The sequence below is a fragment of the Variovorax atrisoli genome (assembly GCF_014195185.1).
GTDB lineage: Bacteria > Pseudomonadota > Gammaproteobacteria > Burkholderiales > Burkholderiaceae_C > Variovorax > Variovorax atrisoli.
In genome coordinates this window covers 410,141-432,973 of sequence record NZ_JACIBG010000004.1, presented here as the reverse complement: position 1 = coordinate 432,973, position 22,833 = coordinate 410,141, and the positions used below count along the sequence as shown (strand labels likewise).

The 22,833-nt window shown below is 68.7% G+C and carries 25 protein-coding genes; 7 read left to right on the top strand and 18 right to left on the bottom strand.

Going from position 1 to position 22,833, the window contains the following annotated elements; all coding sequences use genetic code 11:
* Window positions 1-27: 27 nt before the first annotated feature.
* From hpaI to FHY06_RS17140, 12 genes are all read right to left on the bottom strand, one after another.
* A complete protein-coding gene (gene hpaI / locus FHY06_RS17195) occupies window positions 28-849 on the bottom strand; it encodes a 4-hydroxy-2-oxoheptanedioate aldolase (RefSeq protein WP_019657998.1) in 822 nt (273 codons plus the stop codon).
* 134 nt (window positions 850-983) lie between these two features.
* Complete coding sequence (gene hpaH / locus FHY06_RS17190; RefSeq protein WP_184605866.1) at window positions 984-1,787, bottom strand: 2-oxo-hept-4-ene-1,7-dioate hydratase; 804 nt, start codon at window positions 1,785-1,787, stop codon at window positions 984-986.
* A gap of 24 nt (window positions 1,788-1,811) precedes the next feature.
* On the bottom strand, window positions 1,812-2,219 hold the full coding sequence (locus tag FHY06_RS17185) for a 5-carboxymethyl-2-hydroxymuconate Delta-isomerase (protein WP_184605865.1): 408 nt from the start codon (window positions 2,217-2,219) through the stop codon (window positions 1,812-1,814).
* A gap of 16 nt (window positions 2,220-2,235) precedes the next feature.
* The gene (locus FHY06_RS17180; protein WP_132751886.1) at window positions 2,236-3,063 is read right to left on the bottom strand and encodes a DODA-type extradiol aromatic ring-opening family dioxygenase; all 828 of its coding nucleotides are present in this window, start codon (window positions 3,061-3,063) and stop codon (window positions 2,236-2,238) included.
* 85 nt (window positions 3,064-3,148) lie between these two features.
* Window positions 3,149-3,484, bottom strand: a complete 336-nt coding sequence (locus FHY06_RS17175; protein WP_019658002.1) for an aromatic ring-opening dioxygenase subunit LigA — start codon at window positions 3,482-3,484, stop codon at window positions 3,149-3,151.
* A 3-nt stretch (window positions 3,485-3,487) separates the two neighbouring features.
* Window positions 3,488-4,456, bottom strand: a complete 969-nt coding sequence (locus FHY06_RS17170) for a tripartite tricarboxylate transporter substrate binding protein (protein ID WP_184605920.1) — start codon at window positions 4,454-4,456, stop codon at window positions 3,488-3,490.
* Between the two features lie 74 nt (window positions 4,457-4,530).
* Window positions 4,531-5,997 (bottom strand): 5-carboxymethyl-2-hydroxymuconate semialdehyde dehydrogenase, encoded by a 1,467-nt coding sequence (gene hpaE / locus FHY06_RS17165; RefSeq protein ID WP_145760281.1) that lies wholly within the window; start codon window positions 5,995-5,997, stop codon window positions 4,531-4,533.
* Between the two features lie 29 nt (window positions 5,998-6,026).
* Window positions 6,027-7,007, bottom strand: a complete 981-nt coding sequence (locus tag FHY06_RS17160; protein ID WP_184605864.1) for a Bug family tripartite tricarboxylate transporter substrate binding protein — start codon at window positions 7,005-7,007, stop codon at window positions 6,027-6,029.
* A gap of 95 nt (window positions 7,008-7,102) precedes the next feature.
* Window positions 7,103-7,873 (bottom strand): fumarylacetoacetate hydrolase family protein, encoded by a 771-nt coding sequence (locus FHY06_RS17155; protein ID WP_184605863.1) that lies wholly within the window; start codon window positions 7,871-7,873, stop codon window positions 7,103-7,105.
* The gene (locus FHY06_RS17150) at window positions 7,870-8,508 is read right to left on the bottom strand and encodes a fumarylacetoacetate hydrolase family protein (protein ID WP_184605862.1); all 639 of its coding nucleotides are present in this window, start codon (window positions 8,506-8,508) and stop codon (window positions 7,870-7,872) included. Before FHY06_RS17150 ends, FHY06_RS17155 begins: the two co-directional genes overlap by 4 nt.
* Window positions 8,505-8,942 carry a homoprotocatechuate degradation operon regulator HpaR gene (gene hpaR, locus FHY06_RS17145; protein WP_019658008.1) on the bottom strand — a complete coding sequence of 146 codons (438 nt, stop codon included), beginning with the start codon at window positions 8,940-8,942 and terminating at the stop codon, window positions 8,505-8,507. Before hpaR ends, FHY06_RS17150 begins: the two co-directional genes overlap by 4 nt.
* Before the next feature lie 116 nt (window positions 8,943-9,058).
* On the bottom strand, window positions 9,059-9,571 hold the full coding sequence (locus FHY06_RS17140; protein WP_184605861.1) for a MarR family winged helix-turn-helix transcriptional regulator: 513 nt from the start codon (window positions 9,569-9,571) through the stop codon (window positions 9,059-9,061).
* 106 nt (window positions 9,572-9,677) lie between these two features.
* Here FHY06_RS17140 and FHY06_RS17135 point away from each other — a divergent pair, with 106 nt between their 5' ends.
* Window positions 9,678-10,691 carry a Bug family tripartite tricarboxylate transporter substrate binding protein gene (locus tag FHY06_RS17135; RefSeq protein ID WP_184605860.1) on the top strand — a complete coding sequence of 338 codons (1,014 nt, stop codon included), beginning with the start codon at window positions 9,678-9,680 and terminating at the stop codon, window positions 10,689-10,691.
* A 34-nt stretch (window positions 10,692-10,725) separates the two neighbouring features.
* Entirely contained in the window at window positions 10,726-12,117 is a 1,392-nt protein-coding gene (gene radA / locus FHY06_RS17130) for a DNA repair protein RadA (RefSeq protein ID WP_126022430.1), read from the top strand.
* Window positions 12,118-12,169: 52 nt separating this feature from the next.
* Here the strand turns inward: radA and FHY06_RS17125 are convergent, their stop codons facing one another.
* Complete coding sequence (locus FHY06_RS17125) at window positions 12,170-12,625, bottom strand: hypothetical protein (protein WP_184605859.1); 456 nt, start codon at window positions 12,623-12,625, stop codon at window positions 12,170-12,172.
* A 150-nt stretch (window positions 12,626-12,775) separates the two neighbouring features.
* On the opposite strand from FHY06_RS17125, the gene FHY06_RS17120 reads away from it, so the two are divergent.
* The gene (locus FHY06_RS17120) at window positions 12,776-13,210 is read left to right on the top strand and encodes a glycerate kinase (protein WP_126184143.1); all 435 of its coding nucleotides are present in this window, start codon (window positions 12,776-12,778) and stop codon (window positions 13,208-13,210) included.
* Here FHY06_RS17120 and FHY06_RS17115 read toward each other — a convergent pair.
* Window positions 13,207-14,151 (bottom strand): LysR family transcriptional regulator, encoded by a 945-nt coding sequence (locus FHY06_RS17115; RefSeq protein ID WP_184605858.1) that lies wholly within the window; start codon window positions 14,149-14,151, stop codon window positions 13,207-13,209. The genes FHY06_RS17120 and FHY06_RS17115 overlap by 4 nt on opposite strands.
* Before the next feature lie 203 nt (window positions 14,152-14,354).
* Here FHY06_RS17115 and FHY06_RS17110 point away from each other — a divergent pair, with 203 nt between their 5' ends.
* Both FHY06_RS17110 and FHY06_RS17105 read left to right on the top strand, forming a co-directional pair.
* Window positions 14,355-15,671 carry an MFS transporter gene (locus FHY06_RS17110; protein WP_184605857.1) on the top strand — a complete coding sequence of 439 codons (1,317 nt, stop codon included), beginning with the start codon at window positions 14,355-14,357 and terminating at the stop codon, window positions 15,669-15,671.
* 34 nt (window positions 15,672-15,705) lie between these two features.
* Window positions 15,706-16,920 (top strand): M20 aminoacylase family protein, encoded by a 1,215-nt coding sequence (locus FHY06_RS17105; protein ID WP_184605856.1) that lies wholly within the window; start codon window positions 15,706-15,708, stop codon window positions 16,918-16,920.
* Between the two features lie 131 nt (window positions 16,921-17,051).
* On the opposite strand, the gene FHY06_RS17100 is transcribed toward FHY06_RS17105, so the two are convergent.
* Window positions 17,052-18,053: a recombination-associated protein RdgC gene (locus FHY06_RS17100; protein WP_019658017.1), complete on the bottom strand. Its 1,002-nt coding sequence runs from the start codon at window positions 18,051-18,053 to the stop codon at window positions 17,052-17,054.
* Window positions 18,054-18,187: 134 nt separating this feature from the next.
* Between FHY06_RS17100 and FHY06_RS17095 the strand changes: the two genes are divergently transcribed.
* On the top strand, window positions 18,188-19,141 hold the full coding sequence (locus tag FHY06_RS17095) for a branched-chain amino acid transaminase (RefSeq protein WP_019658018.1): 954 nt from the start codon (window positions 18,188-18,190) through the stop codon (window positions 19,139-19,141).
* Window positions 19,142-19,159: 18 nt separating this feature from the next.
* The gene (locus tag FHY06_RS17090) at window positions 19,160-19,369 is read left to right on the top strand and encodes a zinc-finger domain-containing protein (RefSeq protein ID WP_013538728.1); all 210 of its coding nucleotides are present in this window, start codon (window positions 19,160-19,162) and stop codon (window positions 19,367-19,369) included.
* 55 nt (window positions 19,370-19,424) lie between these two features.
* Here the strand turns inward: FHY06_RS17090 and FHY06_RS17085 are convergent, their stop codons facing one another.
* The 3 genes from FHY06_RS17085 to FHY06_RS17075 all read right to left on the bottom strand — a co-directional run bounded on the left by FHY06_RS17085 (window position 19,425) and on the right by FHY06_RS17075 (window position 22,822).
* Window positions 19,425-20,696, bottom strand: a complete 1,272-nt coding sequence (locus tag FHY06_RS17085) for an O-antigen ligase family protein (protein WP_126184140.1) — start codon at window positions 20,694-20,696, stop codon at window positions 19,425-19,427.
* A 175-nt stretch (window positions 20,697-20,871) separates the two neighbouring features.
* The gene (locus tag FHY06_RS17080; protein ID WP_126184139.1) at window positions 20,872-22,071 is read right to left on the bottom strand and encodes an ATP-binding protein; all 1,200 of its coding nucleotides are present in this window, start codon (window positions 22,069-22,071) and stop codon (window positions 20,872-20,874) included.
* A 28-nt stretch (window positions 22,072-22,099) separates the two neighbouring features.
* On the bottom strand, window positions 22,100-22,822 hold the full coding sequence (locus tag FHY06_RS17075) for a response regulator (RefSeq protein WP_126184138.1): 723 nt from the start codon (window positions 22,820-22,822) through the stop codon (window positions 22,100-22,102).
* Window positions 22,823-22,833: the final 11 nt, after the last annotated feature.

The following is a 22,833-nucleotide window of genomic DNA, read 5'->3' as shown; positions in this document are numbered from 1 at the left end:
CCATGTGAAGAGGATCGGTGGCCGTTGTCAGTAACCGTTGGGTGAGGCCGCGCCGGGCGCCGCCTTGTACCTGGCCAGCAGCTGCTTCGCCGCCGCCGCCAGCACGATGGTGTCCACGCCGACCGCCACGAACAGCGCGCCGGCCGCGAGCCACTTGCGCGCCTGCTCCTCGGTGGTCGAGAGGATGCCCGGCGCCTTGCCCGCCTTGAGGATGCGCGCGATCGCATCGGCGATCACCGCCTGCACCTCCGGGTGGTTGGGCTGGCCCACGAAGCCCATCGAGGCCGACAGGTCGGCCGGGCCGATGAAGACGCCGTCCACGCCCGGCGTGGCCGCGATGGCGTCGAGGTTCTTCATCGCCTCCACCGTCTCGGCCTGCACCAGCAGGCAGGTCTGCGCATTGGCCTCGTGCAGGTAGTTGGGGTAGGCCTGCCAGCGCGAGGCGCGGGCGAGCGCGCTGCCCATGCCGCGGATGCCCTCGGGCGGGTAGCGCATGCCCTGCACCAGGCGCGCGGCCTGCTCCGCGGTGTCGACCATCGGCACCAGCAGCGTCTGCGCGCCGATGTCGAGGTACTGCTTGATCAGCGTGGTGTCGCCCACCGGGATGCGCACGATGGGATGCGAGCGGTCGGCCTCGGCCTGCGCCGACCACGCGCTGGAAATGCCCTGCAGCTGCGCGAGCACCGAGCGCACGTCGTTGGGCGCGTGCTCGCCGTCGACCAGCAGCCAGTCGTAGCCGGTGCCGGCCAGGATCTCGGCCGCGTAGCCGTCGGCCAGCCCGACCCACAGGCCGATCTGGGGCTTGCCGGCCGCGAGGGCCTGCTTGAAGGTGTTGATGGGTGTGTGCATGTTCAGTCCTGGGAGGGAAAGGGGGTGTCTCTATTCGTGGAACACCGCGGAACCGGCTTTGCCGGGCCGCAGGTGTTGCCCCCGGTAGGGGGGTGGCGAAGCGACACGAAGTGCGCGAAGCCTGGGGGCGAGCTTCATACAAGGCGGAATGAGATAGAGCCGAGCGGGCCGTAGTCGGCGTGGAAAGTGTCGCCGGGCACGGCCGTCGTGGGCCGCGTGAACGAGCCGCCCAGCACCACTTCGCCGGCTTCCAGGCACTCGTCCCACGGTGCGAGCTTGTTCGCGAGCCAGGCCACGCCGTTGGCCGGGTGGTTGAGCACGGCGGCGGCCACGCCCGATTCCTCGATCACGCCGTTCTTGAACAGCAGCGCGCTCACCCAGCGCAGGTCCACCGCGTCGGGCTTCACCGGCCGCCCGCCCATCACGATGCCGGCGTTGGCCGCGTTGTCGGAGATGGTGTCGAACACCTTGCGCGGCGCCTTGGTGTGGCGGTCGAACTGCTCGATGCGCGCGTCGATGATCTCGATGGCGGGCACCACGTAGTCCGTGGCGGCCAGCACGTCGAACATCGTCACGTTCGGGCCCTGCAGCTTCCTGCCCAGAACGAACGCCAGCTCCACCTCGATGCGCGGCGCGATGAAGCGGTTGAACGGGATGTCGCCGCCCTGCTCGAAGAACATGTCGTCCAGCAGCGTGCCGTAGTCGGGCTCGTCGATCTGGCTGGACTGCTGCATCGCGCGCGAGGTCAGGCCGATCTTGTGGCCCTTGACGGTGCGGCCCTCGGCGATCTTGGCCTTCACCCATTCGCGCGAGATGGCGTAGCCGTCCTCGATGGTCATCTCGGGAAAGCGCTTGGAGAAGTGCTCGACCTGCACGCGCGACTTCTCGCTTTCGTGCAGCTCGGCGGCCAGTTGGGCGATGGTGGCTTGGGAGAGCATGTGGGTCCGTTCTTTTCCTGTCGTTCAGCTCTTGTTGAACAGCGGATGCAGGTTGCTGTGCTTGCCGTCGTACACCTGTCCGGGGCTTTCGTCGATCTGCAGCGTGATGCCGATGTGGCGCTTTTCGAAGATCGGCGCGAAGTGCGCGCGCACGGCCGCCAGCAGGTCGTCGCCGGCCTTCTTCTTCACCGCCTCGGAGCGACCCGCGGCCATGCGCAGGTTGAGGTAGACGAAGGCGTAGTCCGCCTTGCCGTCGGCCACTGCAAAGTGCGCTGCCGGGTAGGCCAGCACGCGCGTGCCGCCGGTGGGGTACACCGCCTTGCCGGTTTCGTCGCGCTGCGCGAGCATGGTGTCGGCCAGCGTGCGGCACAGGGCCGACATGTCGGTCTCGGCCTCGATGTTCGGCGTGTAGAGGATCACCAGGTGGGGCATCGTCGCTTCCTCCGGTTCATTCGACCGACATCGTCGCGGCCGTGCAGGTCACCGCGAAGATCGGGATCGCCTTCATGTGGAAGATCTCGCCCTTGCCGCGCGCGGCGGCCGCCACGCTGATGAAGGTGCGGATCTCGAAGCCGCCCTGGCCCGCTTCGCGGTAGGTGGCCTCGTCGCCGTAGTCGTCCTGCGAGAGCAGCGCCTCGCGGTCGTTGGCGCACCAGCGGCGCATGAATTCGGCGTCCCATTCGGCGTTGACCTTGCCCGAGTCGGGCGTGGCCGGCCAGTGCGAGATGCCGCCCGTGCCCACCAGCGCGATGCGCTCGGGCAGCTTGTCGCAGGCGCGGCGCAGCGCCTCGCCGAAGGCCCACGCGCGGTGCAGCGGCGTGAGCGGCGGGCCCTGGCAGTTGATGTTCACGGGAATGACCTTGGTGTCGAACGCAGGCGTGAGGAAATTCAGCGGCACCATGATGCCGTGGTCGAACTTCCACTCCTCCGCGTAGGCCACGTCCACCGTCTGCATCACCTCGCGGATCAGCCGCTGAGACAGCGCGGCGTCCCCGGGGATGCGGTGCTTCTCGATGCCCAGCCACTTCGGGTCTTCGATCGGGCCTTCGTAGCTGTCGGCCATGCCGATCGCGTAGGCCGGCATGTTGTTCATGAAGAAGTTCGCGAAGTGCTCGGCGGCGATCACGATCACCGCGTCGGGCCTGGTCGCGCGCATCGCCTCGCCGAAGCGATGGAACTGCGCGTGGAACTCGTCCTTCACGGCAGGGTCGGCCAGGTGCGCGCGGCCGGTGATGCCGGGGGCGTGGCTGCACACGCCTGCGAATACGAGGCTCATATCGATGCCCGCCCGGCCGCCCGAAGGGCATCGAGCGCCCCCTCGGGGGGCAGCAAACCACACGAAGTGGGGAGCGTGGGGGTCTTCATATTCCTGCCACCTTTTCGTCCGTGCCCGTTGTCATTGCGTAGATGCCCGCGCGCACCGGGCCGTACTTGCGCACGCCCTCGCGCATGGCCTCGAGGTAGTCGGCCCACGGAATGCCCAGCAGCGGCGCGAAGTGCATCAGCAGCTGGCCGTTGCAGCCGAGCACGTAGAGCTTGCCGATGTCGCCGGTGTCGATGGCCTCGCGTTCCTCCTCGGTGAAGTCATAGGCGCCCAGCAGCGCCGCGCGCGTCTCGCCGCCCTCGGCATAGCGGCGCTGCACCTCGGGCTCGCGGTTGAGCGCGAAGAGGAATTTCTGCATCGCATAGAGGCTCATGGTTCAGCCTTCGATCTGGATGTTGGCCTTGCGGATCACCTCGGCGTACTTCGCGATCTCGCTCTGGATGAAGGCCGCGAAGCGCTCCGGCGTGCCCGACAGCGACGCGATGCCGCCCTTCTGGAAGGCATCGGCCACGGCGGGGCCCGCGAGCGCGCGGTTCACCTCGGCGTTCATGCGCTGCACGACGGCATCGGGCGTGCCGGCGGGCGCCAGCAGTCCGTTCCACGAATTGGACTCGATGGCCACGCCCTGTTCGGCCAGTGTGGGTATGGATGGCGCGTACTGCGAGCGCTGCGCGGTCGCCATGCCCAGCGCCACCAGCTTGCCGCTCTGGATGTGGCCGCGGAACTCGGGCCAGTTGCCGAACATCATCGTCACCTGCCCGCCGAGCAGGTCGGTGAGCGCGGGGCCCTGGCCCTTGTAGGGCACGTGCACGATGTCCAGCCCCATCTGCAGCCTGAGCATCTCGCCCGAGAGATGGGCCGAGGTGCCGTTGCCGAAGGAAGCGAAGCTCAGCGTGCCGGGCTTCGCCTTGGCGGCGTTGCGCAGGTCGGCCAGCGTCTTCAGGCCGCTGCCCGGATGCGTGGCCAGCACGTGCTCCGACATGCCCATGAGCGCGACCGGGCGCAGGTCCTTCTGCGTGTCGTAGGGCAGTTTGCGGATCAGCGTCTGGTTGGCCGTGAAGCTGTTGGCCACGCAGACGAATGTGTAGCCGTCGGGCGCAGCCTTGGCCGCGGCGTCGACGCCGATCACCGTGCCCGCGCCGGGCTTGTTGTCAACGATCACCGGCTGGCCCAGCGTCTTCGACAGCTCCGTGCCGACGAGGCGTGCGACGAAGTCGGTGGTGCCGCCGGGTGTGAAGGGCACGATCACGCGGATCGGCTTGGCGGGCCATGTGCCCTGCGCGCGTGCGAGCGAGGGCAGGGCCGCGAGGGCGGCCGCGCCTTGCAGCAGCGTGCGGCGTTGCATGCTCACGCCACGCCCTTGCACGACTGTCGGATCGTGACTCACGCCACGCCTCTGCACGGCTGTTGGATCGTGGCTCACGCCACGCCCCAGTGCGGAATGTGATGCGAGCCCAGCGACACCGCCACGTTCTTCGGCTCGCAGAACACTTCGTAGCTCCAGGTGCCGCCTTCGCGGCCGGTGCCCGAGGCCTTGGTGCCGCCGAAGGGCTGGCGCAGGTCGCGTACGTTCTGGCTGTTGACGAAGCACATGCCGGCTTCCACGGCGGCGGCCACGCGGTGCGCCTTGCCGATGTTCTCGGTCCACACGTAGCTGGAGAGGCCGTACTGGATGTCGTTGGCCAGCTCGATGGCGTGCGCCTCGTCCTTGAACGGAATGAGGCAGGCGACGGGTCCGAAGATCTCGTCCTGTGCGATCTTCATGCGGTTGTCGACGTCGGCGAAGACGGTGGGCACCACGTAGTTGCCCTTCTTCACCCGCTCGGGCAGGTTCGACGGGGCTTCCAGCCCGCCGCACAGCAGCGTCGCGCCTTCCTTCGGGCCCAGCTCGATGTAGCTGCGCACCTTGGCCAGGTGGGCCTGCGAGATCATCGGGCCGACGATGGTCTTCTCGTCCAGGGGGTCGCCCACCGTGATGCGCTTCGCGCGCTCGGCGAACTTCGCGGCGAAGTCGGCGTAGATCGACTGCTGCACCAGGATGCGCGAGCCGGCCGTGCAGCGCTCGCCGTTGTTGCTGAAGATCATGAACACGGCCGCATCGAGCGCGCGGTCGAGGTCGGCGTCCTCGAAGATCACGAAGGGGCTCTTGCCGCCGAGCTCCATGCTGAATTTCTTCAGGCCCGCGCTCTTCACGATGCGGTTGCCGGTGGCCGTGGAGCCGGTGAACGAGATGGCGCGCACGTCGGGGTGGCTCACCAGCGGCTCTCCGGCTTCCTTGCCGTAGCCGTGCACCAGGTTCAGCACGCCGGGCGGAATGCCGGCCTCCAGCGCCAGTTCACCCAGGCGCGCGGCCGTCAGCGGCGAGAGCTCGCTCATCTTCAGCACGGCGGTGTTGCCGAAGGCCAGGCAGGGCGCGACCTTCCAGGTGGCCGTCATGAAGGGCACGTTCCACGGGCTGATGAGCGCGCACACGCCCACTGGATGGAACAGCGTGTAGTTCAGGTGCGTGGGCGTGGGGTAGGTGTGGCCGTCCACGCGCGTGCACATCTCGGCGAAGTAGTAGAAGTTGTCGGCCGCGCGCGGCACCAGCTGCTTGCCGGTCTGCGCGATGACCTGGCCGCAGTCGTTGGTCTCGGTCTGCGCGATCTCGGGCACGTTCTTCGCAATGAGGTCGCCGAGCTTGCGGATGAGCTTCGCGCGCTCGGGCGCGGGCATGCCGGCCCACTTGGGAAAGGCTTCCTTCGCGGCGGCCACCGCGGCGTTGACCTCGGCTTCGCCGCCCGAGGCGACTTCGGCCAGCACTTCCTGCGTGGCGGGATTGACGGTCTCGAAGTAGTCCGAGCCCTTGACGGACTTGCCGCCGATGAGATGGTCGATCTGTTGCATGGAAAAGGTCCAAAAAGGGTCCGGATCTGTCAGTCCAGTTTGATGTCGCGCGCCTTGATGAGGGCGTGCCACTTCTTGCGCTCCGAATCGGCGTAGCGCGCCATTTCGGCGGCTTCGGCGGGGCGTGCCTCCCAGCCGGCGTCGTAGAGCTTCTGCTTCACGCCGGCGTCGGCCATGGCCTTCTGCAGCTCGCTGCCCAGCTTCGCCTGCACTTCCTTGGGCGTGGCCGCGGGCGTCACGAGGCCCTGCCATGTGTAGGCCTCGACGTTGGCGAAGCCGAGCTCCTTGGCCGTGGGAACGTTGGGCAGCTGCGGCACGCGCTCGCCCGACATGGCCAGCAGCGGGATCACCTTGCCGGCCTTGATCGCGCTCACGCCGCTGGGCAGGTCGAGCATCATGAGCGCGACCTGGCCGCCCATCAGGTCCTGCAGGGCGGGGGCGCCGCCCTTGTAGGGCACGTGCAGCATCGACACGCCGGCCTCGCGCTGGAACAGTTCGTAGGCGAGGTGGTGCGGGCTGCCGGTGCCCGGCGTCGCGATGCTGTACTTGCCGGGCGAGGCCTTGAGCGCGGCCAGCAGCGCCTTCGCATCGGCGATGCCCGCGTTGGGCGCGGCGGTGATGATGAGCGGCGAGCGGCCCATCATGCCGACGAGCGCGAAGTCTTTCTCCGCGTCGTAGGGCAGCTTCTTGTAGAGCGCGGGGTTGTAGACCAGCACGCCGTTGTCGGCGGAGAACACGGTGTAGCCGTCGCCCGGCGAGCGCGCCACGTTCTCCGACGCGATGATCGCGCCCGCGCCGGGGCGGTTGTCCACCAGCACCGGCTGGCCCAGCTGCTGCGAGACCTGCGCGCCCACGGTGCGCGCGAGGAAGTCGGTGCCGCCGCCGGCCGGGTAGCCGACCACCCAGCGCACGGGCTTGGCGGGGTAGGCGGTCTGCGCGAGGGCCACGGCCGAGACGGCCAGGGCCAGCGCGGCCGCGGTGGACTGGAGGAGCTTTCTGCCGGTGATCATGTCGTGTTGTCTCCGCTGATCTGGTTGTGGATGTGGCAATGAAAGGAAGGTGCGTCGCGGTGCGTGCCGAAGCGGCGGGCAGGTGACGCGCAAGCTCAGGCGGCCGCGATGGTGTTGACCAGTGCGCCCACGCCCTCGATCTCGGTGACGACCACGTCGCCCGGCCTGCAGTCGACCACGCCGTCGGGCGTGCCGGTGAGGATCAGGTCACCCGGCGAGAGCGTCATGAAGCGGCTGAAGTACTCGATGAGGAAGGGCGCGTCGAAGATCATGTCGCGCGTGTTGCCTTGCTGCGTGACCGTGCCGTTCACGGTGGTGCGCAGCGCGAGCGACATCGGGTCGGCGATGTCGGCCGCGTCCACGAACCATGGCCCCAGCGGCGTGCAGGTGTCGCGGTTCTTCACGCGCAGGTTGGGGCGGTACCAGTTCTCCAGGTAGTCGCGGATGGCGTAGTCGTTGGCCACCGTGTAGCCGCCGATGAAGTCGTAGGCGTCCTCGCGCTTCACGTTCCTCGCGGTCCTGCCGACCACGATGGCGAGCTCGCATTCATAGTGCATGAACTGCACGCCGGCAGGGCGGTGCGTTTGCTGGCGATGGCCGATGAGCGTGCTCTGGCCCTTGACGAACACCAGCGGCTCCTCGGGCGCCTTGAACTCCAGTTCCTTGGCGTGGTCGGCGTAGTTGAGGCCCAGCGCGAGGATGGTGCGCGGACGTGCGGTGGGCGCGAGCGGCGGCAGCCACACCAGCTCCTCCTGCGGCACGACGCGGCCGTCGTCCAGCCGCACCGCGGCGTCGGGACGGCCGTCGAACTCGTGGCTGGTGCCGGTGTGCTCGCGGCCTTCGAAGATGACGCGTGCGTGCTTCATGCCGTGGCTTCCTTCACCAGCGTGTTGCTCAGGGTCTCGAACCCCGGCGCGGAGATGTCGATGCGGTCGCCCGCACGTGCCAGCGGGCGGTCGGGGCCGCAGCCGAGCATCAGCACGTCGCCGTGCGCGAGCGTCATGAATTCGCCGACGTCGGCGAGCAGCTGCTGCGCCGGTCGCACGAGCTGCGAGAAGTCGAGCGACTGCTTCAGCTCGCCGTTGATGCGAACCTCGACGCGAAAGCCCGCGGGATCGGCCACTTCCTGCGCGTCGCGCAGCACGGGGCCGACGCCGAGGAAGCCGTCGACGCACTTGAACTTGACCGGCGGGCGGAAGAAGCTCGCGTGCGGGATCGACAGGTCGTTCATCAGCACGAAGCCTTCGACGTCGCCCTCTGCGCCAATCACCATGCCGATGCTCGCGCCGACTTCGACTTCAGGTACGCCGGCCGGCACCATGATGGCGCTGCCGTGCGGGCTCCAGGTGTTGGCCGTCTTCACGTAGAGCACCGGCGCCTTCGGCGGAGCCTTGTAGGGCGGCTGCGTCATCTGCGGCGCGAGCGCCTCCACCTCCGCGCGGAAGTTGAGCAGGGTGCCGTACACCGTGCCCGTGGGCAGGAAATGGGGAGTGCTGCTCATGGCGAGGGTTGCTCCAGTGCGATGAGTTCGTCGAGCAGCCCGTAGAGCTGCGCGAGCTTGGCCTTGCCGAGGGACTTCTCCATCCAGTCGTAGTGCGCCTCGATGCTGGTTCCGAGCCGCTTCACCAGCTTCATGCCGTGCGGCGTGGCCTCGACCACGGTGCGGCGCTGGTCGGCCGGATCGCGCGAACGGGTGATGAGGTTGTCGCGCTCCATGCGCGCGAGCACGCCGGTGAGGCTGGGCCCGAGGATGAAGGCCTCGCGCGCCACGCGGCCGGTGTCGACCGCGCCGTGCTCGCCCAGCACGCGCAGCACGCGCCACTGCTGGTCGGACAGCGCGTGCTCGCGCAGGCTGGGCCGCGTGTGGGCCATCACGGCCTCGCGCGCCTGCAGCAGCAGCCGCGGCAGGTTGCGATGAGTGAATGTGGTGCTCAAGGCTTGTCTCTTCCGAAATTACTTAACATGTTAAATGAATCGTCGCGGCTTTCCTAGCCGATTGCGCGATCGATTCGCAAACCTAGGGTATGCACGGATGAGCCGTGCGGCGGGCTTCAGCGCGCGGCGGATGTCTCGCGGCGCCGCCGGTCGGCCTTGGGGAGGTCGGCCGCGGCAGCCACCATCGCCTCTCCGCGCGCGTGCAGGCGCTGCAGCATGTCGTCGAGCAGCGCCACTTCGTCGGTCCTCAGCGCGCCGAGCAGTTCGGTGTTGATCGCGCAGACCAGCGGATAGAGCTCCGCATGGAGCTTCGTGCCTCGCGCGGTGAGCCGCAGGCGCACGTGGCGGCGGTCGCCCGCGGGCTGCTCGCGCGAGACCAGGCCCTTGTCGACCAGCGAGCTCACCGCGCGCGAGGTGCGTGCCCGGTCGAGCTGCGCATGCTCGGCCAGCTGCGACGAGCCCAGCGCACCGTGCCCCGCGAGCGTGGCGATGAGGCGCCATTCGCGCCGCGTGATGCCGAAGCGGCCCTCGCACAGCCGGATCACCATGCTGCCCGCCACCGACAGGAGCCGGCTGGTGCGGTAGAGCAGCATGTCGTCGAGCGTGTGGGGCTGCGCGTGCATCGGCATAGGGGTTTGCCCGGGCAATGATTGATTAGATGAACCAATTGTCGGCGCTCTACAGTGGCCGCGACCCATGGCGCTGCGCAGACAGCAAGCAACGGAGACAAGACAGATGACGACAGACCCGCACTCCCTGCATCTTCCAGGGCGCCGCCGCATGCTGGCCGCGCTCGGCGGCATGGCCCTCGCGCCGATGTCCGTGGCGGCGCAGGCCCAGCAGCAGACCATCCCGCGCGGCACGCCGGTGCGCGTGCTGATCGGCGTGCCCGCCGGCGGCACGCAGGACGTGCTCACGCGCGCCATCGCGCAGGAAGTGCGCGAGTCGCTCGGCCCGCTCATCGTCGACAACCGCTCGGGCGCCGCAGGGCGCATCGCGGTCGAGGCGGTGAAGACCGCCGCGCCCGACGGCCGCACGCTGCTGCTGGGTGCCGCGAGCATGATGACCATGTTCCCGAGCGCGTACAAGAACCTGAGCTACGACCCGATCAGGGACTTCCAGCCGATCATCAACGCGGCCCGCTTCGAGCTCGCGCTGGTGGTGCACAAGGACGTGCCGGCCAACACGGTGGCCGAATTCATCGCCTGGGCCAGGAAGCAGCCGGGCGGGGTGAGCTTCGCGTCGTACGGCGCAGGCACGCCTTCGCATTTCCTCGGCGAGATGCTCAACCGCGCGGCGGGGCTGTCGATGGTGCACGTGCCCTATCGCGGCTCCACGCCGGCGCGCCAGGACGTGATGGGCGGCACCGTGCCCGCCTACTTCGACACCGTGGGCGGCGCGCTGCAGATGGTGCCCGGCGGCCGCGTGAAGGTGCTCGCCACCAGCGGCGAGAAGCGCTCGCCGTTGATGCCGAACCTGCCCACCTTCGTCGAGAGCGGGTTCAAGGACGTGGTGGCGACTGCCTGGTTCGCCTATTACGCGCCGCAGAAGACGCCGAAGCCGGTGCTCGACCAGCTGCGCGACGAGTTCACGCGCGCGGTGAACTCGCGCGAGGTGCGCCAGCAGCTGCTGCAGAACGGCATGTACCCGGTCGGCGACGGCCCCGAGGCGCTGCTGAAGACCATGCGCGAGGACACCGCGCGATGGGCGGCCATCATGAAGGCGGTGAACTTCCAGGCCAACGACTGACGATGCGCCGCGCACGGCCACCTACACTCGAAGGATGGCCAAGGACAAATCACTTTTCGTCTGCAGCGAATGCGGCGGCACCAGCCCGAAGTGGCTGGGCAAATGCCCCAGCTGCGGCGCATGGAACACGCTCGTCGAGCAGGTCGCGGGCGCGGGCAGCGGGCCCGCCAACAACCGCTTCGGCACCCAGTTCGCATCGCTCGCGGGCGCATCGGAGCTCGCGACCCTTTCGGAGATCGAGGCGACCGACGTCGCGCGCACGCCCACCGGCATCGACGAGCTCGACCGCGTGCTGGGCGGCGGCATCGTCTCGGGCGGCGTCACGCTGATCGGCGGCGACCCCGGCATCGGCAAGTCGACGCTGCTGCTGCAGGCGGTCGATGCGCTGCAGCACGCAGGGCAGAACGCGCTCTATGTCACTGGCGAGGAGAGCGGCTCGCAGGTTGCGCTGCGCTCCAGGCGGCTAGGCCTCGACCACTCGCAGGTGCAGGTGCTGGCCGAGATCCAGCTCGAGAAGATCATCGCCACGCTCGACGCCACGCGCCCGGCCATCGCGGTGATCGACTCGATCCAGACCGTGTATTCCGACCAGCTGACCTCGGCGCCCGGTTCCGTCGCGCAGGTGCGCGAATGCGCCGCGCACCTCACGCGCTTCGCCAAGACCAGCGGCACGGCCGTGGTGCTGGTGGGCCACGTCACGAAGGAGGGCGCGCTCGCCGGCCCGCGCGTGCTCGAGCACATGGTCGACACGGTGCTGTACTTCGAGGGCGACACGCATTCGAGCTTCCGCCTCGTGCGCGCCATCAAGAACCGCTTCGGCGCGGTCAACGAGATCGGCGTGTTCGCCATGACCGAGCGCGGCCTGAAGGGCGTGACCAACCCGAGCGCGATCTTCCTGAGCCAGCATGCCGAGCCGGTGCCGGGCAGCGTGGTGCTCGTCACGCTGGAAGGCACGCGCCCGATGCTGGTGGAGATCCAGGCGCTGGTCGACAACGGCGGGCCCAGCCCGCGCCGCCTCTCGGTGGGCCTGGACCGCGACCGCCTCGCGATGCTGCTGGCGGTGCTGCACCGCCACGCGGGCGTGGCGTGCATGGACCAGGACGTGTTCGTGAACGCGGTGGGCGGCGTGCGCATCAGCGAGCCCGCGGCCGATTTGGCCGTGATGCTGGCCATCACCTCGAGCCTGCGCGGCAAGCCCATGCCCAAGGGCTTCATCGCATTCGGCGAAGTGGGCCTGGCCGGCGAGGTGCGCCCCGCGCCGCGCGGGCAGGAGCGCCTGCGCGAGGCCGCCAAGCTGGGCTTCAGCGTGGCGGTGGTGCCGAAGGCGAACGCGCCCAAAAAGGGCGCGAAGGAAATCGAAGGGCTGACGATCCACGCCGTGGACCGCATCGAGGAGGCGATGGACGTCGTCCGCCGCCTCGACTGAAACCGGGAAAAAATGACCCGGCGCGCGCGATGGCGCGCCGGGCCTACCCTCCCTATCCCCCGATGTGCATCGTGAACGCCGGCCCGCTGTTGAGCACGCACTGGCCGCTGCCCAGCGTGGCCGAATTCATCGAATACTGGCAACTCAGGTTGCCGCCGCGGCTTCCGGTAGCGTTCGCCACACCGTTGACCCGCGAGCCGGCGACCCGGGTTGCCTCTCCCTGAAACTGTTCTCCACCGATCTGCGCGTTGAAGTGGCCGCGGCCGTTCATGTCGTTGGTCACGGTGCCGGCGACGACGCCGTAGCGCGAGGCTTCGGCATTCGACGGATACAGCCGCGCGGCGAATGTCTGTGCGACCGGGCCCGGTGCGACCGCGTAGGCCTGCCAAGGCGGCGCTGCCGGAGCGGGTTGCCCGAGCGGCACGACGTAGCAGCCGCTGAGCGCGGCGGCCGTGAGCGTGGCGGCGAGGGTGAGACGAACGAATGTGACGGAGCGCGGAATGGTCATACGCTTTTCGGTGGCCCGGGCAGATGCCCGTGCGGCGAAATGTGCCTGCCGATGCGCCGGTGCGGATCGCTTTTGAAGCCGAGTACCGTTTTTCGCCCCTTGCGGTAGTCGGGGTGGCTACTTCGAAGGGGCACTCGAGGGGCGGCGACAATGCGCGCCATGAATTTCAAGAACTTTCTATTGCCTCTGGGCGCCATCGTCGTCATGGCGCTGGCCTGGCGCGCGGGTGGATGGGGCGGTGTCGCCCTGGCCGGCGGCGCGATCGTGATGTTCCTGCTGCTCCATTTCAACCGCGCCATGCAGGTGCTCAAGCGCGCGGCCGAGCGGCCCGTGGGCTACGTGGCCAGCGCCGTGATGCTCAACGCCAAGCTCAAGCCGGGCGTGACGCTGATGCACGTGATCGCGATGACGCGCGCCCTCGGCGAACTGCGCTCGCCCAAGGACGAACAGCCCGAGCACTACCGCTGGACCGACGGCGGCGGCTCGTATGTCGACACCGTGTTCAACGGCGGCAAGCTGCAGAGCTGGACCCTCACCCGCCCCGAAACGCCGGCCGACGACGAGGGCAACAACACCGCGGCCTAGGCTGCGCTCCCCTTGCGCCCGGGCTGCCGCCAGGGCGGATTGGCCTTCGCCTGGTGCCGCGCCTCCTTCGCGAACTCGGCGCATGCGTGCGTCATCAGGTCGGCCGAGCGGTAGACCAGGAACACGTCGAAGTCCGGCAGCTCGTCGGTGATCGGCAGCTTCTCCAGCAGGTGCGGCTGCAGCCGCAGCGGCCCCGCCCCGTGGAACACGAAGTCCGACCACATGCTGATCAGGTCGGTCTGCGTGGCCAGCTGCAGGCCCAGCAGGTTCGAGGCGCTGTGCACCATGCGCCTGGGCATCTCCAGCCCGTGCATGTTCATCATGCTCACCAGCGGGCTGCCCGCATCGTCGATGGGGTCGAGCACCAGCCAGTCGGCGTCCACCAGCGGCTGAAGCCTGCGCACGCGCCGCAGCGGATGGCCGATGCGCACCGACAGGTGCATGGCCACCGAGAACAGCGGCTCCCACTGGAACGCGTTGGTGCCCGGACCGTTGCAGGTGGAGACCAGCCCCAGGTCGAGCCGGCCTTCGCGCAGGCCCTCGAAGATCTGCTGCGGCCGCAGCTCGAAGCCGCGCAGCGCCACGTTCGGAAAGCGCCTGCGGAACGAGGCCATCGCATCGGGCAGCGGGCCGCTGGAGGCCACGGCGGTGAAGCCGATGTTGAGCTGCGCCTCGTCGTGTCCGCGGATCGCCTCGATGTCTTCCAGCGCATGCCGCAGCTCCTGCTCGACCACGCTCGCGCGCTTGACCAGCGCCGCGCCGTAGGCCGTGAGGCTCACGCCGCGCGTGGAGCGCGACATCAGCGTGACGCCGAGCTCGCGCTCCAGCTCCGAGATGGTCTTCGACAGCGCAGGCTGGGTGGTGTGCAGGCTGCGGGAGGCCTCGTGGATGCTGCCGTGCTGCGCCACGGCCAGCAGTACGCGCAACTGTTGCAGCTTCATCGTGGTGCGGCGCTTTCGAAAAGTGGCTTCCTGGGGCTTGTCCCGATGGCTTCGGGCGCCTGTTTATGACGGGGATGCCGTTTGGTTATCAGCATGAAAATTTGTGATTCTTCGCCGCAGCGCTTTGCCTGAATACTCCGCCGCGAACGGGCCGACGGTCGATGCGGAGGCCCACCGCAACCTGTACGTTGGAGTGACATTAGATGAGCGAAGCCGCATTGCCCGCAAGCCCGATCCTGGGCTCTTCTTCAACTGGCGCCGCGGCGCACGGCAAGGCAAAGCAGAGCCAGTTCCGCCTGATCGCCGCCTGCTCGCTGGGCAACGCGCTGGAGATGTACGACTTCACCGTCTACAGCTTCTTCTCGCTGCTGATCGGCAAGCTGTTCTTCCCCTCCGACAGCCCCTACGGTTCGCTGCTGCTGGCCGTCGCCACCTTCGGCATCGGCTTCGTGATGCGGCCGCTGGGCGGCGTGATCATCGGCAACTACGCCGACCGCAAGGGCCGCAAGGCCGCGATGACGCTGACCATCGGCCTGATGGTGCTCGGCACGCTGTGCATCGCGTTCGCGCCGCCGTATGCATCGGCCGGCGTGTTCGGCTCGCTGATGATCCTCGCGGGCCGGCTGCTGCAGGGCTTCTCGCTCGGCGGCGAGGTGGGCGCTGCCACGTCGATGCTGATGGAGGCGGGCGGCGTGAAGGGCCGCGGCTTCCGCGTGAGCTGGCAGCTCGCGAGCCAGGGCGTGTCGGCGCTGCTGGGCGCACTCACCGGCGCCGCGCTGTATGCCGCGCTGCCGCAGGCCTCGCTGGAGAGCTGGGGCTGGCGGCTGCCATTCCTGCTGGGGCTGCTGATCGCGCCGGTGGGTCTCTACATCCGCGCACACCTCGAAGAGACGCACGTTGCCGAGAGCCACGAGGCCAGCCCCATCGGCCGGCTGCTGCGCAACCACGGCGGACTGGTGCTCAAGGGCATCCTGGCGACCACGGCCGGCACGGCCACGATGTACCTCGTGGTGTTCTTCATGCCCACCTACATGATCCGCGTGCTGCACATGCCGCCGTCGCTCTCGCTGCTGTCGGGCTGCGTCACGGGCATCACACTGTTCGCGGTGTCGCTGGTGGCGGGCCGGCTGGCCGACCGGCTGCCGAACCGCAAGCCGCTGGTGGTCGGCTCGCTGCTCTTCAGCGTGATCGCGGTGTACCCGGTGTTCTGGCTCATCGGGCAGTACCCGAGCGTGCCGCTGGTGCTGGCACTCTCTGCGCTGCTCACCGCGAGCGTGAACATCGGCACCACGCCCATGTTCCTGATGCTGCTGGAGATGCTGCCGGCCGGCGTGCGCGCCAGCGGCATCTCGGTGATCTACAGCGTGGGCGTGACGGTGTTCGGCGGCTCCTCGCAGTTCATCGTGACCTGGCTGCTCGCCAAGACCGGCAACCCCCTCTCGCCGGCCTTCTACATGATGGCCTGCGGGGTGATCAGCCTCTGCGCGCTGCTGAGCCTGCGCGAACGCAAGGCGGCATGAACCTCACGACGATCACAAGCAGGAAGCTCCACGAATGACCCGCCAACTCAGCCCCCAGACCCACAAGCTCCTGTCGCGCCTGCTGCCGCAGGCCGACGTCGACACGCAGGCCTTCGTCGACATCCGCAGGCAGATCCACGCCAACCCCGAGCTCGGCTTCGAGGTGAACGCCACCAGCGAGCTGGTCGCGAACCTGCTGCGCAGCTGGGGCTACGAGGTGCACACCGGCATCGGCCGCACCGGCATCGTGGCGCAGCTCAGGCTCGGCAGCGGCACGCGCCGCCTGGGCATCCGCGCCGACATGGACGCGCTTCCCATCACCGAGGCCACCGGCCTGCCGTACGCCAGCCGCAACGCCGGGCGCATGCACGCCTGCGGGCACGACGGCCACACGGCCATCCTGCTGGCAGCGGCCAGGGCGCTGGCGAAGGCGCGCAACTTCGACGGCACGCTGAACCTGATCTTCCAGCCCGATGAAGAAAACCTCTGCGGCGCGCGCACCATGATCGAGGACGGCCTGTTCGAGCGCTTCCCCTGCGACGCGGTCTACGCGCTGCACAACGCGCCCGGCGTGCCGGTGGGCACGATGATGGCGATCGAAGGCCCGGTCACGCTGTCGTCCGACGTGGCCGACGTGACCATCAAGGGCGTGGGCGGGCATGGCGCCATGCCGCACCGCGCGCGCGACCCGGTCGCGGCCGCCGCGGCGGTGGTGACGGCCCTGCAGACGGTGGTGGCGCGCAACGTGGCGCCCGACGACACGGCGGTGGTGTCGGTCGGCTTCATCCGCGGCGGTGCCACGCACAACGTGATCCCTCAGTCGGTGTCGCTGGGCCTGAACGTGCGCGCGGCGCGGCCCGAGACGCGCGCGCTGGTCGAGCAGCGCATCCGCGAGATCGTGAGCCTCACCGCGCAGGCGCACGGCGTGGAAGCCGACATCGACTACCGCCAGCTCGTGCCGCCGGTGGTCAACACCGCCGCCGAGACCGAGCTTGCGGCGCAGGTGTGCGCCGAGCTGGTGGGCGAGGAGAATGTCGTCAGGCAGGCGCCCAAGGGTTTCTCGGGCAGCGAGGACTTCGCCTGGATGCTCTCCGAACTGCCGGGCTGCTACCTGCTGCTGGGCAACGGCGAGGGCGAATTCGGCGGCTGCATGGTCCACAACCCCGGCTACGACTTCAACGACGAAGTGCTGCCGCTGGGTGCCGCCTGTTGGGTGCGCCTGGCGCAGACCTACCTGGCGAAGACGTGAACAAACCTGCTGCGCAACCCGGTCTCGCATCTGCGGTCCTCGCCGCACGCAAGTACGGTTCCGGTCCTCGATGCAAGCTGGGGCTGCTCGCTACGGCTTCCTCACGCCTTCGGTGCGCCTTGATCTAAGACCTAGAACGGCGCGTCTTCCTCCTCGGGCGCATCGGCCGGCACGGTCGTCGTGGGCGCGGCTGCAGCAGCGGGCTTGGGTGTTTCGTCCGGCGCTGCTGCAGAGAAAGCCGCCTCGCCGCCCAGCGCATCGAGCAGCGCGGGCACCAGCTGGCCCAGCTCGCCCGTGGCGATGGCCACGTCGGCGTCGAAGTTGTCTTCCTTCTTGCCGCCGGCCGCGCCGTCGCCCGTGCCTTCGAGGAAGGCGATCTTGCGGATCAGCAGGCCGTGCGTGAGCTCGAAGGACACGCGGTCGTCCCAGGTCAGCGCGAGGCGGGTGGGGCGCTTGCCGTCGGTGATGTGCTGCTTCACCTCGTCGATGTCCAGCGGGTGCTTGGCGTAGCGCACCACGGCCTTGGAGTCGTCGCTGGCCTTGAGCTCGCACTCGCGGTCGATGGTGAAGCCGGCCGGCGGCTCCTGCGTGAGCAGCCAGTTGGCCATGGCGGCGGCAGGCTCGACCTGGGTGTTGATGAGTGCCACCGCGAAGCCGTCGAGCGACTTCACGAGGCTGGTGACCACTTCGTCGGCGCGCGAGGCGTTGCCGGTGTTGATCACCAGGCGGTTCTCGGCCTTGTCGATCCACACGGTCACGCGGGCGGTGCGCGTGAAGGCCATGGGCAGCAGCTCCAGGGTGATGTCTTCCTTGAGCTCCTTCTTTTCCTTCTTGCCGGGCTTGCGGCCGGTGGTGGCCTCGATGTGGGCGCAGCGCTCGTCGACCTTGCGGCGCACGACCGAGCCGGGCACCTGCTTGCTCTCGATCATGTATTCGACCAGCCACTGGCCGTCGATGGATTCGATCAACGGGCCGTTGGCTTCGCCGCGCGGCTCGATCCAGCCGGCGGACTTCTCCTGCGAGGGGCCGCAGGGCTCGAAGCGCTGCCTGCCCAGGCCTTCCTCCGCCTCGGCCAGTGTCTGGGACCAGGCGGGTTCGATGCGATAGACGATGACGTTCTTGAATACGGACACGGAAACCCTTTTTCCAACGGTTTGGACAGCCGGCCATTGTCGGGCAGCCTGTTCGGCCCGGCGCCGTAAAATCGCAAGCTTTTGCGACTTCCCTTCCTGTCGCACCCCCACACCGATCCCAAAGGAATCAGGAAATGAGCTCGATCCCCCCCTCGCTGGACGACCGTGACGGCAAGATCTGGATGGACGGCGAACTCGTGGACTGGCGCGACGCCAAGATCCACGTGCTGAGCCACACGCTGCACTACGGCTGCGGCGCCTTCGAGGGCGTGCGCGCCTACAAGACGGCCGACGGCAGCACCGCGATCTTCCGCCTGGCCGAGCACACCGAGCGCCTGTTCAACAGCGCCAAGATCCTGCGCATGAAGATTCCCTTCACGCAGGAGCAGCTCAACGAGGCCCAGAAGCAGGTGGTGCGCGAGAACAAGCTCGAGAGCTGCTACCTGCGCCCGCTGATCTGGATCGGCTCCGAGAAGCTGGGCGTGAGCCCCAAGGGCAACAAGGTGCACGCCATGGTCGCGGCCTGGTCCTGGGGCGCCTACCTGGGCGAAGAGGGCATGAAGCGCGGCATCCGCGTGAAGACCTCGAGCTACACCCGCCACCACGTCAACATCACGATGACGCAGGCCAAGACGGTGAGCAACTACACCAACTCGATCCTGGCCAACATGGAAGCGCTGGACGACGGCTACGACGAGGCGCTGCTGCTCGACGCGAGCGGCTTCGTGTCGGAAGGCGCGGGCGAGAACATCTTCGTGGTCAAGGGCGGCGTGGTCTACACGCCCGACCTGTCGGCCGGCGCGCTCAACGGCATCACCCGCAACACCATCCTGCACGTGTGCAAGGACCTGGGCCTGGAACTGGTGCAGAAGCGCATCACGCGCGACGAGGTCTACGTCGCCGACGAAGCCTTCTTCACCGGCACGGCCGCAGAAGTCACGCCGATCCGCGAGCTCGACCGCATCGAGATCGGCAACCGCGGCGACGGCGGCGCGCGCGGCCCGATCACCGAGAAGATCCAGGCGGCCTTCTTCGACATCGTGAACGGCAAGAATCCCAAGTACGCACACTGGCTCACCAAAGTCTGAGCAGAAGAGAACGATCCCATGTCCACCAATGCAGTAGTCGAACTCCTGGCCAAGGAGCTCAATCATCAGGGCGGCGTTTTCTGCCCCAGTCCCAAGGCCGACATGAAGCTCTGGAACAGCCACCCGAAGGTCTACCTCGACGTGGCGCGCACCGGCGAGGCCAAGTGCCCGTATTGCGGCACGGTGTACCGGCTGAAGGCCGGCGAGGCGGTGTCGGCGCGGCACTGAGCCCGGCGAGCCCCAGCGCCGCTGAACCGAACGGCCCCGGCCGTCCGATGCCTCTTCAGGCAACCGGGCGGGCGGGGTCTTTTTCCAGGCGCTCCAGGTTTTTGAGGCGCGAGGGCCACAGCCCGCGCCAAGGGGCCGGATCGTTCTTCTCCTGCGCGAGCCGCAGGTAGACCATCGCAATGAACAGGAGCGCCAGGCCGATCTGCGCATCGCGCATGGCCGAGTTCACGCTCGAGGCGATCAGCGCGATCAGCGTCGCAGCCAGCGCGTAGCGGCCGGCGATGTCGGGCCGCTTCCATGCCTGCCAGACGGCGGCGACCATGATGAAGAGCAGGCTCAGCAGCGCGGGCAGGCCGCCTTGCGCGCCGACCCACAGGAAGTCGTTGTGCGGCATGTTCGAGTCGGCCAGCAGGGCGGGGCCGCGCTTGTGCCACTGGTCGGTCCAGCCGCCGATGCCCCAGCCGGTGAGCGGTCGGTCGGCGATCATGAGGCCGGTGTCGCGGTACATGTAGTAGCGGATGGCCCAGCTGCCCTTGAAGACCGCGCCGGCCTGCGCCTCCTCGAGTTCCTGCACACCCACTTCGACCTTGTGCTGCAGCTGCGGCAGCTGGTAGAGCCCGGCGCCCATCACCACGGCACCCAGCACCAGCGCGCCCACCAGCATCTTCAGGTGGTTGCGCCACTGGTGGACGCAGACCACCGGGATCACCAGCAGCAGCGCCAGCACCGAGGTGCGCGAGGTCAGCGGCAGCGCCACCACCAGGCCCAGGCCGAGCATCAGCACGAAGGCCGGAATGGCGCGCAGCGGCCTGTGGGCGGCGATCTGCGCGATACCCCATACGGCGGCGGTGGAGGCCACCACGCTGAACAGCAGCGCATTGCTGATCGACTTGTTGCCCACCTCCATCACCACCGCGCGCAGCGGCGACCAGATGTTGAAGCCGCCGACCGCGTAGAAGACGATGACCAGCACGATGTTCAGCGCCGCGACCAGCAGGAAGCCGCGCAGCGCCCAGACGGCCTCCTCGCGCGTGAGCGCCATCGCCATCAGCATCGTGAGGCCGATGCGTATGCCGTGGAACAGGTTGGAGCCGGTCTCGGGATAGTGCTGCCCGATGGCCAGCACGATGAAGGTCCACGCGAAGTAGGCCATCACCGGCCACCACAGCGGGTTGGCGCGCAGCCGCGCATAGCGCTCGCCGAGGCCGCCTGCCACCAGCATGGTGAGCAGCAGCACGATGGCTGAAAGATAGGTGACGCCGACCGGCATGAACACCACCAGCCCCCAGAACATGGCCGCGGGCCGAACGATGTGCGATCTCTGCATAGGGGCGGGATTTTAGGTTGGCGCCCCCGCAGCCAACCTGACCTGGCTCTTCCCCAGGGCTTCGCGCACTTCGTGTCGCTGCGCCAACCCCCTCACCGGGAGCGACGCCTGCGGCCCGCCGAAGCAGGGTCCGCAGCGTCCCCGAATGGAGCAGGGACGATCGGCGAACGGGTTGTCAGTGGCTGCGTGCGGCCGCCGGCAGGCGGATCACGAAGCTGGCGCCGCCGCCGGGGCGGTCCTCGCAGCGCACGGTGCCGCCGTGCCGCTCGGCGATCGACTTCACCAGCGCCAGACCCAGGCCCACGCCGCCGTTGCGCTCGCTGGCGCCGGGCAGGCGGTAGAAGGGCTCGAAGATGCGTTCGCGCAGGGCGGGCGGGACGCCCGGGCCGCGGTCGTTCACGCGCACGGTGGCATAGCCGTTGGCGCTGCCGAGCTCCACCGCGATCTCGCCGGCGCCGTAGCGGCGCGCGTTCTCCAGCAGGTTGCGGATGGCGCGGCGCAGCAGGCGCGACACGCCCGGCACCGTGAGGCTGGCGTTGTCGGTGCCCTCGGCCAGGTCGAGTTCGGCGTTGACCTGCGAGCATTCCTCGGCCGCAAGGCCGGTCAGGTCGACCGGCTCGATGGTGCCCATGTCGGCCTCCCTGGCGTCGAGCCGGCTGGCCAGCAGGATCTCGTCGATGAGCTGGTCGAGCTCGCCGATGTTGCGCGATATCTCCTCGCGCGCCGACTGGCTCGGATGCTCGCCCATCAGCTCCAGCCCCATGCGGATGCGGGTGAGCGGCGAGCGCAGCTCGTGCGATGCGTTGGCCAGCAGCGACTTGTGCGAACGCACCAGCTGCTCGATGCGTTCGGCCGACGCGTTGAATCGTTTGGATAGATCAGCCACTTCGTCCTGCCCTTCTTCTGTCACGCGCACCGAGAGGTCGCCCTCGCCCCAGCGCTGCACGCCGCGCTGCAGCGACTCCAGCCGCTGCGTGATGCGCCGCACGATCGGGTACACGCCCAGCGCCACCGCCACGCCCACCAGCGCGATCATCCAGCCCAGCCCGAAGGGCGTGCGCCACGGTGCGAAGCCGCCGGTGCCGGTGGGCCGCTCGCGCGGCGCCACGCGCAGCGTGATGGCCTTGCCGTCGCTGAGCGTCACGTCGAACTCCAGGCCCTGGCCCGGCACGCGCAGCGCGGTGCCCGCGCCGATGGGCTTGTCCTGGGCGTCCAGCACCACCACGTTGCGCGGCACCGGTGCGAGCCGCTCGCGCTCGGCCTCGGCGGCCTCGCGCACGATCCAGTTGGCCATCAGCGTGAGGATGACCACGCCGCCCACCACCGCGAGCCAGATGCGCACGTAGAGGTGGCGCGAATAGAGGTTGCGCAGCATCTGCCGGAACCCTTCCTGCGTTCCCGCTTCAGTCCTGCTGCTTGGCGAAGACGTAGCCCACGCCGCGCACGGTCAGGATGCGCTTGGGGTTCTTCGCATCGACCTCGATGGCGGCGCGGATGCGGCCCATGTGCACGTCGATGGAGCGGTCGAAGGCTTCGAGTTCGCGCCCGCGCACGGCTTCCATGATCTGGTCGCGCGTGAGCACGCGGCCTGCGCGCTCGGCCATCGCGGTCAGCAGGTCGAACTGGTAGGAGGTGAGGTCGGCCAGCGCGCCGCCCACCGACACGGTGCGCGCGTTGCGGTCGATCTCCAGCGTGCCGAAGCGCATCACCGACGAGGCCTCGGCCTCGGTGGCGCTCTCGGAGCGGCGGCGCAGCACGGCGCGGATGCGCGCGAGCAGCTCGCGCGGCTCGAAGGGCTTGGGCAGGTAGTCGTCGGCACCGATCTCCAGGCCGATGATGCGGTCCATCGGGTCGCCCTTGGCCGTGAGCATCAGCACCGACACCTTCGACAGCGGACCGGGCAGCGCGCGGATGCGGCGGCAGACCTCGAGGCCGTCCGTGTCCGGCAGCATCAGGTCGAGGATCACCAGGTCGGGCGCGTGCTGCTGCAGCTGCTCGAGCCCGGTGGCGCCGTCGCCGGCATGGTTGAAAGCGAAGCCCGACTGCGTCAGGTACTCGCCCACCATCTGCGCCAGGCGGGCGTCGTCTTCGATCATCAGGAGTTGGGGGGTGCTCATGCGCTTCATGGTCGTCCACC